Annotated in this window: 16 protein-coding genes; 1 reads left to right on the top strand and 15 read right to left on the bottom strand. The window is 45.3% G+C overall.

All coding sequences use genetic code 11. The features are described 5' to 3' along the window. Positions 1-22: 22 nt before the first annotated feature. Positions 23-793: a 3-ketoacyl-ACP reductase gene (locus DR864_RS13390; RefSeq protein WP_114067458.1), complete on the top strand. Its 771-nt coding sequence runs from the start codon at positions 23-25 to the stop codon at positions 791-793. A 155-nt stretch (positions 794-948) separates the two neighbouring features. On the opposite strand, the gene DR864_RS13385 is transcribed toward DR864_RS13390, so the two are convergent. The 15 genes from DR864_RS13385 to DR864_RS29820 all read right to left on the bottom strand — a co-directional run bounded on the left by DR864_RS13385 (position 949) and on the right by DR864_RS29820 (position 12,412). Next, positions 949-1,347, bottom strand: coding sequence for a hypothetical protein (locus DR864_RS13385; RefSeq protein ID WP_162793799.1), 399 nt, complete (start codon positions 1,345-1,347; stop codon positions 949-951). 201 nt (positions 1,348-1,548) lie between these two features. Next, a complete protein-coding gene (locus DR864_RS13380; protein WP_162793797.1) occupies positions 1,549-2,181 on the bottom strand; it encodes a hypothetical protein in 633 nt (210 codons plus the stop codon). Between the two features lie 23 nt (positions 2,182-2,204). Continuing rightward, a complete protein-coding gene (locus tag DR864_RS13375) occupies positions 2,205-2,759 on the bottom strand; it encodes a hypothetical protein (protein WP_162793795.1) in 555 nt (184 codons plus the stop codon). Beyond that, positions 2,719-3,252, bottom strand: a complete 534-nt coding sequence (locus DR864_RS13370) for a hypothetical protein (protein ID WP_114067454.1) — start codon at positions 3,250-3,252, stop codon at positions 2,719-2,721. Before DR864_RS13370 ends, DR864_RS13375 begins: the two co-directional genes overlap by 41 nt. A gap of 26 nt (positions 3,253-3,278) precedes the next feature. Beyond that, complete coding sequence (locus DR864_RS13365) at positions 3,279-3,773, bottom strand: hypothetical protein (RefSeq protein WP_114067453.1); 495 nt, start codon at positions 3,771-3,773, stop codon at positions 3,279-3,281. A gap of 27 nt (positions 3,774-3,800) precedes the next feature. Beyond that, the gene (locus DR864_RS13360; RefSeq protein WP_114067452.1) at positions 3,801-4,322 is read right to left on the bottom strand and encodes a hypothetical protein; all 522 of its coding nucleotides are present in this window, start codon (positions 4,320-4,322) and stop codon (positions 3,801-3,803) included. Between the two features lie 48 nt (positions 4,323-4,370). Continuing rightward, positions 4,371-5,270, bottom strand: coding sequence for a hypothetical protein (locus tag DR864_RS13355; RefSeq protein WP_114067451.1), 900 nt, complete (start codon positions 5,268-5,270; stop codon positions 4,371-4,373). A 61-nt stretch (positions 5,271-5,331) separates the two neighbouring features. Next, positions 5,332-5,892 (bottom strand): collagen-like triple helix repeat-containing protein, encoded by a 561-nt coding sequence (locus tag DR864_RS30370; protein WP_262510953.1) that lies wholly within the window; start codon positions 5,890-5,892, stop codon positions 5,332-5,334. A 13-nt stretch (positions 5,893-5,905) separates the two neighbouring features. Further along, positions 5,906-6,304 (bottom strand): hypothetical protein, encoded by a 399-nt coding sequence (locus tag DR864_RS13345; RefSeq protein WP_114067450.1) that lies wholly within the window; start codon positions 6,302-6,304, stop codon positions 5,906-5,908. A gap of 1 nt (position 6,305) precedes the next feature. After that, positions 6,306-6,665: a hypothetical protein gene (locus tag DR864_RS13340; RefSeq protein WP_114067449.1), complete on the bottom strand. Its 360-nt coding sequence runs from the start codon at positions 6,663-6,665 to the stop codon at positions 6,306-6,308. A gap of 28 nt (positions 6,666-6,693) precedes the next feature. Continuing rightward, positions 6,694-7,536: an SGBP N-terminal domain-containing protein gene (locus tag DR864_RS13335; RefSeq protein WP_114067448.1), complete on the bottom strand. Its 843-nt coding sequence runs from the start codon at positions 7,534-7,536 to the stop codon at positions 6,694-6,696. A 484-nt stretch (positions 7,537-8,020) separates the two neighbouring features. Beyond that, complete coding sequence (locus DR864_RS13330) at positions 8,021-11,152, bottom strand: G8 domain-containing protein (protein ID WP_114067447.1); 3,132 nt, start codon at positions 11,150-11,152, stop codon at positions 8,021-8,023. A 19-nt stretch (positions 11,153-11,171) separates the two neighbouring features. After that, complete coding sequence (locus tag DR864_RS13325) at positions 11,172-11,765, bottom strand: phage tail-like protein (RefSeq protein WP_114067446.1); 594 nt, start codon at positions 11,763-11,765, stop codon at positions 11,172-11,174. Between the two features lie 29 nt (positions 11,766-11,794). Further along, positions 11,795-12,151, bottom strand: a complete 357-nt coding sequence (locus DR864_RS13320; protein WP_114067445.1) for a LytTR family DNA-binding domain-containing protein — start codon at positions 12,149-12,151, stop codon at positions 11,795-11,797. Positions 12,152-12,160: 9 nt separating this feature from the next. Next, positions 12,161-12,412: a hypothetical protein gene (locus DR864_RS29820; RefSeq protein WP_162793793.1), complete on the bottom strand. Its 252-nt coding sequence runs from the start codon at positions 12,410-12,412 to the stop codon at positions 12,161-12,163. Between the last annotated feature and the right edge of the window lie 124 nt (positions 12,413-12,536).

The following is a 12,536-nucleotide window of genomic DNA, read 5'->3' as shown; positions in this document are numbered from 1 at the left end:
GTTCCTTACCGACGTTCATTCTATGAAAAAAGTAGCATTTATCACCGGCGGTAGTCGCGGAATCGGTTTGGGAATTGCCGAGCATTTAGCTAAAAAAGGCTTTGATCTGGCAATCAATGGTATGCGTGATGAAGCATCAGTAGAGGAAGCATTAACCCATTTGCGCAGTTTAGGCGCGGAAGTCATTTATTGCCAAGGTGACATTGCCTCGACAGAAGCACGGATGAAAATGTTAGATAAAATCAAATTACACTTCGGGCGTCTGAACGTTCTGGTCAACAACGCGGGCGTAGCACCAAAAGTACGCGCCGATATTTTGGAAGCCACCGAAGAAAGCTTTGATTATGTGGTTAATACCAATCTGAAAGGAACGTATTTTCTGACCCAAGCCACCGCCAATTGGATGATTCAGCAAAAAAACGAAAGCGCTGATTTTGAAGGTTGTATCATTACCATTTCGTCCATTTCGGCGACCGTAGCTTCCGTCAATCGCGGCGAATACTGCGTGGCCAAAGCAGGACTGAGCATGACCACGCAGTTGTTTGCCGCGCGTTTGGGCGAATTTGGAATCCCTGTGTACGAAGTGCGCCCGGGCGTGATCAAAACCGACATGACGGCGGGCGTTACCGACAAATACGACAAACTCATTGCCGACGGCCTCACCGTTCAACCGCGCTGGGGCTTTCCTGGCGACATCGGCAAAGCCGTGGCTGCCATTGCCGAAGGCGCGTTCCCGTATTCGACGGGGCAGGTGTTTATGGTGGATGGTGGACTGACGCTGGCGCGGTTGTGAGAATAGCTGATAATGTGAAAATGAAACTTACGTTCAAGTTAATCAAGTTTTGTGCAATAAAACTGTAAGCGTTTTTCAAAATACCACATTTTCGCGGCAGCGCGCAGTTATGGTCGATGAGGCATCGAAAGAAGGCTTAAAGTTCAAGAAGTAGTTTACTTCAACCGTTTGAGTTCGCTGTCAGCGAGGCCGGGGGTATTAATAAACAGTGTGTTATCGTCCTTTTTTCTCAATATACTTTTTCGGTACTCCACCGTTTTGCCGTCCGAAAACCTTATAATCTGCTCATATTCCCATTGGTCAGTGGTCGTTGATTTGACGTTTCGCCAGTAGTCTTCGCCAACCACAAACTTAAAGAGCGTGTTGTTGGTGGGAACTTTTGTTCCTTTGGCAGTTTTGGTAGTCGCATCAAACACACACTCGGCACCGTTGGCATACTGCCACGTACCCACCAAAAAAGCGTAAGGGTCGGGTGCGGGTTCTTTCTTTTTGCAACTGAACACTATTGCTATCATAATCATTAGAATGAACGGAAGTCGGAGAAGTGTTTTCATCGTTTTGAGCATCAGTAGAGGCTGCCGCCGCAGGTTTTGAGGTGGGGTTAAAACATAGTAACGTAGAACTGTAAACGTTTTTCGGAATAGCCCCTGCCTCGTAGTTGGGCAACACTCTGCCCAACAAAAAACGACCAAAAGGTAGAGAGGGATGAGAAGGGATTGTTTCGTGATTACGTTTAAAGTTTAAAAAATGGGGGTTCACTTTTTATAAGGAAACTTCTTCGCAGCTCTTTCCATCAATTTTTGGGCAAGTTCTTCTGGGCTGCGATAACTACTGTTCCAATCGTCATTTTGATAAGTCCATACCACTCGTTTTTCGGTGGCATTGTAGAGGGAAAGACTCAATGTCGCTTCACCCTGCTTAGGACTGAGGGCAAAATTTTCGGTTTGCCTCGCTATTAAATCCAATCCTCGCGAAATATTACGGTCGAGATTTTCTTTACGCTGGTACTTTCCTGTTAGGATACCATCTACTTGAAGGAGTTGGCAAAGTTCCGCTTTGGTCATAGAGCGGCCTTTTTCATAAACGATTCCATTGCGCATGAGGAGTGTGTTGGTATCGTCTATGTCTTGAAAATTGACACTAAACTCTTTTTTGCGCTCCATCATGTACTGAAATACGCCGCTTTGGTATTGAAGGCTTTCGCGCTCTTCCTGCTGACGGAGCATTTCGGGCGTTGTTTTTTTGATTTGCAGGTTTTTTTCGATGGTTACGTCGAAAGGCAGAATAGCATAGGTTTTGGCAGGTCCTTGGGTGGCAGGGGCGCTATTGCGGCTGCAACCTGCCAGAATAATAATACCAAAAGCGAAAAGAATAAAATAATTTTTCATGGTCATTGTATACGTTTAAAATGTTAGAGAATCCAGCCAAAGGCAATGCCCGGTACGGGAGCGTTGACCCGAAACATAAAGCCGCTGTAAGCAGTGTACCGATAACCCACGAGGGGCAGCACCAAGTATTGCCAATGCTCATTGGGCGTTCGATAAAGTTGTCCTGTTTGGGGGGTGGTTTCTGTACTGATTACCAACTTCTGTCCCCTTACACCTGTTAAGCCAAACTCCCACATGGCACGCCCCCTGCCTATGCCATAGGTAACGTAGTTTGGAATACTCATACCCACTGAAAGCGCTCTTGAAAGGGTAGCACCCACTCCACCTCCTATATTAGTGTATTGGTGGCGGTCGTCGAAACTGAAGTAATAGCTGTCGGTGAGGCGAAACGAACCGTGCAGCTGTGCCCCTACGCCCAACGTATTGCCTACCAAGTCGAGCGATAGCCCCATTCGCATTCGATGGGGTAATTCTTGGGTTTGGGCCAGCCGGTGAAACAGTACCCAACTGATGGAAAGGAAAAATATTTTCGTCCCGTTATTTAGTAGCGTTAACAATAAAAGCCCCGTAAGAAGCATCCGTAGCCGAAGTGATGCGCGGGAAAGTAGTGGTGCCAAAACCAAAAACTGCTGCCCATCCTAAGGCTTCCTGTGTCCTTTCTCTTGCGGTAGTGCCCATGATGATATTGTCAGACGTGAGGGTGAGTGCATTCCCGTTGAGCGTATAGTTGAAATTTACCACATCTTCGTTGGTGCTTTGATCCACAAATACCACTTTCTTCACCCCGTTTACATTTTCTTGGCGGTAATTGTAGGTAGCATTGCCCATCGTAACCGTGCCGGTACCAAAATCCAGTAAATCATTGGGGAAACGAGTCGTTGTGCCTCTCTGATTATACGAGCCGTTGGCGGTGTAGCGCAGTTCCAGTTGGATATTGTTCATTTTGTAAGTACCCAGCAATGGCCAAGCGGCTTCAACGGCTTTTTGGAAAAGGCCGCAGCTTGTGAGTGTGGTAGTGAGCAAAATTGCTATTAACGAAGCAGTATGAATAGGTCGAATGAAAGTCTTCATGATATTTTTTTATCTTGAAAAATGATTTAGTATAATTTTTCTAGGGTAGCTTCAAAAAAAGCAAACATGTTTTCTGGGTGCTCGGTATGTACATTGAGGCAAAGCTGCCATAAGCCACCTTCGGCAGGGAGTTTGCCCAAGACTACCGTAAAAATTTGGTATTCACCCTCGGTTGTCTCTATGTGTGTCACAATTCCCATTTGGTGCATATGAAACCATACCCGTGCGCTCGTGCCTGCTACTTCTTTGTACCGTTGGGTCTTGAAAATAGCTTGATAGCAACCATCTTCTGTTAAATCGAATAGAAAACAAGCTAACCCGCCACCTAAACAATGGTCAAAACAGTTGGGTGGATACGGCCCCCAGTGCGCTCGATTGAAAGCCGTGTAATATTCGCTGACGTTGCGTAATAACAAGTGAGATTGAGCCGAAACAGGATATTGTACACTTGACATGGCTACGGGTGTAGCTTTCTTCCCACACCCCTGCAAATCGGGCGTGAATTTCTCTGGTGTTTGCATGAGATTAAGTGTTTAAAGAAGATTTTATTAAAAAATAGTAGTTATTTGTACGGGTGATATCCCCTCAGCTATCAGTTGAACTTTGACAAATAGTTCATCTTGGTGCGGTTTGGGAATTCGGTGTGTGATTGGCGGAGGGCCAATGGGAATAAATTCTCTTAATGGATCTTCGTTCAATTTTGATTCAAGTACTAATTTCTCTTCTACAAAATCCATCTCAGTTGTTGTTGGAGTTAGGGCTTTCTGATATACAACTGAACCTACAATAGAAAGTGCCGATGTAGATAACGCGCCGTTTCCACCGCTAAAATCAAAATCGCCTATGGCGGTATCCCAGCGTATCCATGGAGGAAATTGGCGTGCGTCATCAACGTCTATGCCAGGTCTATCTGTGCCAAAAAGCGTTATTCGAGCCTGAAATTGATTTCCGATTTCCTCTGGTGCAAACTTGAATTTTGCCGATACTTTTATCTTTCTGCACGATTCTTGGTTGCTGTTCTGTACCTGATCATTACCGATGACCATAGATACATTTTCTACTTTTGCCATGATTATAAATGTGTAAGAAGTGAAAAATTGATTGGAGGTAAAACATTATTATTCCTCGCAGTTGAAATAAGAATAAGTCGTTTTGTAGGTGTTGTTAGTAACCCATGTACCAGTACTATTTCTGTAAGAGTATGTTTGAGATACTACCGTAGGATACCCTTTTCGATTCAAAACATATCCATAATTACTTTCGGACTCTTTGATAAAACTATTGTTCGCTTGCCTTTTGTAATACGTAGATTGTTTAATCAGGCCATTGGGTGAAATATTCTTTATTTCATCTGGAAAACCCTTGAAAAAATTGTTAGGAATCGCATTTAAAGGCTCTAAACCGTCTTGATAGGTGTATTCAATATATTCGGTTATTTTTCCTGTGTTATCATATTTTGTATATAAAGTGTTTCTACCCCTACTATCATAGTCATAGGTTTGATAGCTTCTGTCTCCTTGTATGATTCTGATAACACGCCCATTATCATACTGAAAGGGTTGGGTTATAGTGCCATTTTCATTTCTAAAAAAAGAAATCGGCATGCCATTATTATAGTTTCGTGTGATGGTATAGCGAGTAGTTTTATGTGTAGATTTCGACAGTTGTTGCTGGGCATCGTATTCATAGATGGCTTCTATATCGAAACTGCCCGCTGGATAGGTAATTTTTGATAGCAATCCATTCTTATATTCATACTTGATAGCCTTGCCGTCAGAGTGTATTTCTTCAGACAAAAATCCCTTTTTATCATAGTTATAGGTTATCGAACCACCATTGCCCGATAGTCGAATTAAATTGTATCGATTATCATATTCATAAGTAGTTTGGTAACTGCCATTTGTCAATAACTTACAAACTTTTTCGGGGGTAGGTTCTTTATCGCTGCAACTGTTGAAACCTACGGTTATGGTACAGAGCACAAACCATGTAATGAATTGATATAAAGGTGATTTCATTGTGGCAATAAGGTTACTTGATTAATTTTTAGATTTTTACGAAGTTCAAAAGTGAAAAAACTTAATCAGGAAGGTTGAAGGCTTTTTGAACGGTTTTATAGTCTTGCCAAAACTCGGCAGAGTAGCGACCGTTGCGTAGAATTGAGGCAGGGACAATAATTGCCCTCATTCCTACATCATATACGTTATCTATATTTCCTGTTGCGTTAAGTCTCCGTGCCCGTAAGTAAATGACGTTTTCGGATTCTCTGAAAAAGAAATTATAATGTCCCAGATATTCGGCGGAAATTCCTGAGGTATAATCATACGGTAAAGGAAGCCACCATACGCTATTCACGGTTATATAAACGGCTACAAATGAATTTTTTAAAGTGATTCCTGATGGCAAAATATACTTCGGACTACTACGATCAGTTCTATCAGATGCCTTTTGCCAAGTAACTTGTATTACATTAGCCGTGCCTGTTTCGCCTTTTGGGCCAGTGGCACCAGTATCGCCAGTGGCACCCTTTTCACCTTGTGGCCCAGGTTCTCCCTGCGGACCTTGGCATTGAGTAAATAAGAGACTACTGGTCAATAACATAGCAGCTACCGCTGTGCGGAAGATGGATTGTGTGTTCATTGTAATAAAGTGTTTAAACTGTTTCTATTTCGGTAAAGCCTGTGTTGATTTTAGGGCAAATACGGCAGGCATCTGCCCCGTCTTGCATAAACCAGCGGCAGCTGTCTCGGATACTACAAGCTGGTAATGTAAATTGGCTAAGTGGCTCAATGTGTGCTAATTGACGGGCGATGTCGAGTACCATACAATGATGACCCGACCAATTGGCGCATCCTTTGGCAGCGCACGGACTGGCAAACCGAAAGCGTTGGCCTAAGTCGCGGCCTTGCGAGGCAGTTTCGATGAAGGTTTCGTCTATCTCTATACGTTGAGAGAGTAAGTTCACTTCTCCATTCTGCTTTACTACGCCTAGTAGTACCGCGCCAGCCTTTGGCTCGGCACTGGGACAAGTGGCTTTTTGGTCGGGTTTCATGTTAAAGTTTGTATTCTTTGATAGGTACAACTGTAACTAACTCCGAAGGCAGACCTCGTGCAATGATTTCATTGACTCTTAGTACTTGGTCTTTTCTGATTTGTTTCATAAGCTTAAACCCGAACCACCATCTTTTATCAAAGGCAAATTCTTTTGAACCTAGACCAACACCCATTGTATCCATTGGCTTTAATGCGAATACCTCATTATTCTTCAAAAAGCCACTATCTAACTTCGCCAAAAACTGCATGGTTGCTTGCTGAATGGCTTTTTCGAGCTCTTGGGCTTGTGGCTCTGTTAGGTCTATTCCTCCCAAATTGACCTCAAATTTTGGTGACTGAATCATTGGTTGTTCTTTCATTTTAGTAAGTGTTTAAGGTTGGAAAAAATTATTTGATTACAATATTCATAAATCCCCCTCGGCTGAGTTCGTGGGGGTAGCCGGAAGAGCTACTGGTACTGGCATATTTGAGTTCTTTAAAATTACCTGATACCATGTTGTGGGTTTTGTCGTAGGCAGTGATTTGAATCATGCCACTTTCAGGAGTGAGTTTCCAATAGTTCGAACTTCCTCTAGACACCATCAAGTAACCCGTAGCTTCTGGAAAAAGATAAGGGTAGCGGCGGCGCGTGGTAAAAGTGTGCGTGCGCAAGTAAGTATTGCTCACCATGGGCACTTTAAGCGTATTGACAAAGTGAAAATTGTTGCGGTTTGTATAGCTGGCATTACTACCTCCTTGCACAATAGTGAGTGCTTTATTGCCTGTGGCTATTTGCTCTTCGAAAGCCTCTAACACATTATGATATCCCCCATCGTGGGTGTAAATAGTGGCATCTTGCGCACTTTTTACATCTACATAATTGGCCCAAGCCGATGATACAATCACGGTATATTCTTTTGAAGAGCCATCTTCAGCTATGATGTTAAATTTTTGTGGCTTGGAATAGTCTTGTGTGTTAGGCGTGGGGGTTATGTTCAAGCCGTTATGAGAAATAGTAGGCCGCAGTTGCCAGCCTTGCGGCCGCCACAGTGCTTTGACATGAATCAAGCCTTTGGTATGATCAATGTCCACTACGTCGGAATTTCCACCAAAACTAAAAGCGGTAATTTCTTTAGTGGTTTTTTTTACGACAGGTGTTACGGTGAGTTCATCGCTGCCTTCACCACAACCTGTTATGGTGAAAAGTATAGGCCCTATCAAAAAAAGACAAATAAAATGTAGGGTTTTCATTATTGTAAGATAGTTTTAAGCGTTTGATTTTTAGAGTTATTCAGGGCTGAATAACGCCCGAGAATATGAGGATATGATGATAACTGTGTTGTTTGGGGGCTACTTACTTTCCGGCGTCAGTGAGTAGGCTGTGATCATTAGTACCACAGCCTGGCAGTAATAAACGTGCCGTTAGTACAGGAAGAAAAGACAATTTTTTCATGGTAAAAGTGTTTTTTGTTTAGTCGAAAAATCAGTTTTGGAGAGAAAGAAACAACCTCAATGTTTTTTTGATTAACTGAATTAGTTGATTTCAATCGTTTGAAACAGGCGTCTTCGATTTCAATACTAAGTTATACGTTGACTGGCAGCCACGTCCACTCTCATGGAGTAAGTGGCAGGTTTTAGGAAGCCGGTAGCCGTTATTGGGGCGTGAATGGCATGGGCTGCGGGACTTTTTATAAGAAAATTTGATGAATTGCCATTTTTGAAAAACTGCACAAGGCTACTGCGTTGCAATACACTTCCACACCGTCCCGTTGTAATATTTCACGCAATTGACATTCAGGTCATAGACAATCATCCCTTTTTGGGGCGCGGCAATCTGCCCGATGTCGTTGGTGGTGAGCTGCGGTAAGTTTAACAGGTTAGGTAAATACACCACCGACTTGATCGACGTGAGCGGTACAGTGCCGTTACCAAACGCAAAGCGTTGCCCGTTGTTGGGAGCATTGAGCTGAAAAGTAGCCTGGTAGGGGTTGCTGCCCGTGGCGCCTATGTCGGTACCAAAGGTCTGCCATGAGGGGAAGCCGGAACCGGTCAATAAATAGTAGAGACGGATGCCGTTGCGGGTAAAGCCGGACTTTTCGTATGTACCGGTCCAACTGACCGTGGCCGTAGGAATTCCAAACGGGCTTGACGCGCTCTTACGGAGCAGGAATTCGAGCGTTAGGCCCGGAGTTGGGGTAGGTGTGAAATTGTTGGAGAGCGAGATTCCCGCCTCCATGTCACTCGGCCCCGTGGGGCTGTTCATCGTGATGGGCAGGTAGTCATTTTCAGTACCTAACGGGAATAACGCATTCGTTTGGGCAGGAATACCTTGGAGTGCCAGCGAACCTACAATGTAACGGGTGGCGTCATAGTCCGCAACGGTGTTTGCCGAAACGCTCCCTTTGATTTTTCCTCTGACAAAAACCAGATTCCCGGTAATGAGATTGCCCTCAATGCCGTTTGGATTATCCATGTAGACGGTTCCGTTGGGCACTTCCAGGTTGTTGATTTGTTGCGTAGCCGTGGGAGTATGCGTGCTGTTTCCAAAACGTACACTGCTGTTGAGGCCCAACCCAATAGGCCGGTTTGATTCCAAATCAATGTCACTCAAAAGAATCAATTCATGGTTATCTTTTACTTTTATCCCGGTACTGACCGTCTGAGAGGTGACTTTGCCTGCTACAATGACCTGATTCGTGGACGAACCGAAGCGTACGTAGTCAAAGTAGGTGTCTAACAGTATTTTGTCGTAAGCGGCGCATTCGGCTATGATAGGCTGTGTAGTATTGAAGTGGGGCGTTGTAAAAAACACTTCCGTCCCGGCAGGCATGGCTACCGCCGACGAAAACGTGGGTGTGGTGTAAGCAGGGTCGCCTTTGTGGCGATACACGGTGATCTGTCCTTGATTGGATGTCAGTTGTGCGCCAGATTCAATAGTGAAAACAGGAACTCCTGCGGCCACGTTGGTCGCTCCGCCTGCACTGATGCCTCTTGCCAGAATTTTGGCGGAGTAGCGCAGGGGAAAGCAGCAGTTGTCGAGTTGGCCCATTAAGTTCAACGCGCCGGTTGCATTGATGGATACATTGCCATGAACGGTGATGACCGAGGCATTATCCCACGTACTGCCTCCGTTGATGGTTATGCTGCCGTCAGCAATCAGCGCACCATTGTTGACAATCAACTCCGAAGGGTGGTTCAGCACCAGACTTGCTCCGTTGTTGACATGGAGGTTGCGGACATTGGCGGTGGATTGAACGCTGACGGTATGGCTGTTTAGAATAGTCGTGGGTGTCGTAGCCGAAGGTACTACTCCCCCCACCCACGTAGTGGTCTGCTCCCACGGCCCGCTCTGAGCCGATACAATAGGGCTGACCAAAGGCGTGCTTTTGACCGTAAAATCAGTGGGGGTGACCGAAGACAGTTGAAAGGTTCCACCTACTGCATACATTGGCCCTCCCGCTGCGTTTTGTCCGCCCGTAAGGTTAGCGTTACTGCTGATGTTGTGTCCGTAGCAATCCGTACGGTCGAAAGCACTGTTTTCGTAGCCCTGAAGCCACTTGAAAGTGGCAGAGTACGTTCCGAACGTTGACGTTTCTTTGGTAATCCTCCATTTTTTAGTGAGGGAGTTGGTCCCCTGTGTATTATCTTCAATGACCTGTACCGAAGTATTGACGTTGGAGTTAGTTGAAAAACCCAGCACAATGGGGGCGTAGCCCGTTATACTCCCTACGGGATATTCAAACGTACTGATATTCATGGTTTTGGAGACTTTGGCGGTGCCCTGCGTGACGATGTACGCATTTTCAGAAGCGCCTGTCACAGGATTGGCCAATGTCAGGCCGGTGATGGCAGTACCTAAGAAAAGTTTGCCCTGATTGAATGTAAGCGTACCCGATATGTCCATTCGGGTAGCGGTAAAATTGCCTGTAAAAAGTACGCCCGCTGGGTGGGTGTTGTTAATGTAAAGATTTGTGACCGAATAGAATGCTTTGTTGGTAGCGGTGATGATTTGGGCATTGGTGGCGGCCTGTGCAGCACTGCCAAAACGAAGGGTGGGGAATGCTATTTCGGCAGAACTGTAAAACGTATTGACGTTGCCATAAAAAATGATCTCATTGGCAGTACTCCAAGGCAAGATATACCCGTAATGGGTAAGATTTCCCTGTACTTGCACAGGCGTAAGTTGTCCATTGACCATCCCACCCGCCAATCGGCACGGGCTTTCGGGTGTTTCAAGATGGCCTACTATGGGCAGTTCGGCATTGATAGTGATGGGGTCGGCTAAGGTGGCGTAAGGATTGGTGAATTTGATGGTGTTATTAACTCCCAATACCAAATCTCCTTTGGCTTTCATCATTAGTTGAGTGGGATCTACATGCGCTTGATTGAACTCAAAAGTGCCGCCTGTTATGTTCACGTTGGCGTTGTCTAAAGGGGTCATATCCAGCCACGTTCCCGCCACAGGCGAACCAGTCCAAGTAGTAAAACGTAACAGCGCATTGCCCGACATAGTGAAGGAGGCATTGGGCCCAAAGGTCATCTGATGTGTACCCATCTGCTTGGCATTGTGCAGCAAATGCCCCTCTACGTGTATGCGGCGCGTAACCAAACCACCACCGGCAATATTAACAAACGTGAGTGTAGCCCCTTGTTGGATGGTGAGGAATTGGGCCTCTGAGGGTTGGGCACCTGAGGAGGCATCTACCGTCACGGTATGGCCGTTGAGGATGGTCACATCATCCGTATAAGTAGGTACGACTCCGCCTGCCCATGTAGAAGGCGAACTCCAAAGACCGGATTGGGCAGAGTTGATTGCGTGGCTGCCAATGGCCACTGACAGACCCAATAAAAAATATAAAAGTCTCATGTTATCAATGGTTTAGCTGTTATTGATCGGTCAAACATTTCCAGTCCATTCCATTGTAAATCTTCACACAGTTGTTGGTCAAGTCATAGACCAACATTCCTTTTTGAGGAGAAGTGATGGCGGTAATATCGGCAGCAGTCAGTTGTGGTAAGCTAAGGGCGGTAGGCAATACGACGGTGGCTTTGACCGAACTTGGCCCAGACGTGACGCAGTCGCCCGTTAGGGTAAGCGCCTCAGTACCTCCGCTTAATTTGGTCCATGTGCCCGTGCAGGGAGGCTTGGTGGAATTGTTGGTGAGGGTATAATAAATGGTTGTAGTAGGAGTACTGCAACCATTACAAATCACCCGGCCTATCTTCCAATGACCACTATTGCGGTAGATCTGGTATTGGCCCGTGGCACTAAATACCGCATCGGCCGTAAAATAAGAATCGGTACCGGAGTCTTTTACCTCAATTGGGGTGTATTGAAAACTCCCCGAATTATTAAGTGTGTAGGTGGCATTGGCCGCCGCCGGGGTAGTAGCAGCGGTACCCGATAGTGTCACGGTTTGGGCGGACAATAAAGCGCCAAAAGCCCCCGTAAAGCATAATGTCAGCAATAGCTTTTTCATAGTGATTGTATTGGTTTATAAATAAAAACTTAGCGTATCGGGTGTGTTGCTGGGGATTGCAGTTTTGACCGTCTACGCATTTCCTGCGCCCTGCGGCGGGATACTTCAAACTTTTCGCCCGAAGTGAGATAGACATAGCGCTGATGGCGACGTAAAAAAACGCTTCGCAGATACGTGGGGTTGATGGCGTGGCTTTTGCTGATGCGCATCAGGGTCCCTTCGGGCATGCGCTCCAGCATATAGCCGATGGTTTTGGAAAACAGGAGTTTCCTGCCGTCGGTCAGTAGCACATGGGTATAGTTGCGGTCGCCTTCCAAACGTAAAATTTCATCTGGTAGAAGGTGAATAAATCCTGAACAATCCCGAAGAATAATACAATTTTCCATGATGATTTTTCATAAAAACGATTCAGAATACTTAGTCGTTGGATAGATAAATCCAGCAAACAACTGTTCTTCTTTATTCAAAGCGAGGGGAATAATAACGGTTAAGCTACGCATCAATCGGCCGCCAATTCCACTGAAAGGGCGCGAGTGGAGGGTTTTGATACGTAAGTTGTGGGCTTTAGTAAGTAAACGACTGCTCCTGAAAATCCTGAGCGCTAAAATGACCGTCGGTCCCTTACTCACTTTTTCTGCTGTTGGCACCAATTATCATGCACTTGAGCGCGTAATACTTGGAAGATGACCTTAATACTATCTATCTTGGTAGAAGAATAGTGTGCGATTAAACCTAAACGGATTGTACCTTTTTATCAGGATATATTGTTTA

It is taken from the genome of Runella rosea, from assembly GCF_003325355.1.
In the GTDB taxonomy this organism is placed as follows: Bacteria; Bacteroidota; Bacteroidia; order Cytophagales; family Spirosomataceae; genus Runella; species Runella rosea.
This window is presented reverse-complemented; position numbering and strand designations above follow the sequence as displayed.

Excerpts from the sequence above, each read along its gene's own strand:
- DR864_RS13330 (WP_114067447.1), bottom strand. The coding sequence starts at position 11,152 with ATGAGACTTTTATATTTTTTATTGGGTCTGTCAGTGGCCATTGGCAGC.
- DR864_RS13390 (WP_114067458.1), top strand. The coding sequence starts at position 23 with ATGAAAAAAGTAGCATTTATCACCGGCGGTAGTCGCGGAATCGGTTTG.
- DR864_RS30370 (WP_262510953.1), bottom strand. The coding sequence starts at position 5,892 with ATGAACACACAATCCATCTTCCGCACAGCGGTAGCTGCTATGTTATTG.
- DR864_RS13325 (WP_114067446.1), bottom strand. The coding sequence starts at position 11,765 with ATGAAAAAGCTATTGCTGACATTATGCTTTACGGGGGCTTTTGGCGCT.
- DR864_RS13365 (WP_114067453.1), bottom strand. The coding sequence starts at position 3,773 with ATGCAAACACCAGAGAAATTCACGCCCGATTTGCAGGGGTGTGGGAAG.
- DR864_RS13320 (WP_114067445.1), bottom strand. The coding sequence starts at position 12,151 with ATGGAAAATTGTATTATTCTTCGGGATTGTTCAGGATTTATTCACCTT.
- DR864_RS13385 (WP_162793799.1), bottom strand. The coding sequence starts at position 1,347 with ATGAAAACACTTCTCCGACTTCCGTTCATTCTAATGATTATGATAGCA.
- DR864_RS13370 (WP_114067454.1), bottom strand. The coding sequence starts at position 3,252 with ATGAAGACTTTCATTCGACCTATTCATACTGCTTCGTTAATAGCAATT.
- DR864_RS13360 (WP_114067452.1), bottom strand. The coding sequence starts at position 4,322 with ATGGCAAAAGTAGAAAATGTATCTATGGTCATCGGTAATGATCAGGTA.
- DR864_RS13355 (WP_114067451.1), bottom strand. The coding sequence starts at position 5,270 with ATGAAATCACCTTTATATCAATTCATTACATGGTTTGTGCTCTGTACC.
- DR864_RS13335 (WP_114067448.1), bottom strand. The coding sequence starts at position 7,536 with ATGAAAACCCTACATTTTATTTGTCTTTTTTTGATAGGGCCTATACTT.
- DR864_RS13345 (WP_114067450.1), bottom strand. The coding sequence starts at position 6,304 with ATGAAACCCGACCAAAAAGCCACTTGTCCCAGTGCCGAGCCAAAGGCT.
- DR864_RS13380 (WP_162793797.1), bottom strand. The coding sequence starts at position 2,181 with ATGAAAAATTATTTTATTCTTTTCGCTTTTGGTATTATTATTCTGGCA.
- DR864_RS13340 (WP_114067449.1), bottom strand. The coding sequence starts at position 6,665 with ATGAAAGAACAACCAATGATTCAGTCACCAAAATTTGAGGTCAATTTG.
- DR864_RS13375 (WP_162793795.1), bottom strand. The coding sequence starts at position 2,759 with ATGCTTCTTACGGGGCTTTTATTGTTAACGCTACTAAATAACGGGACG.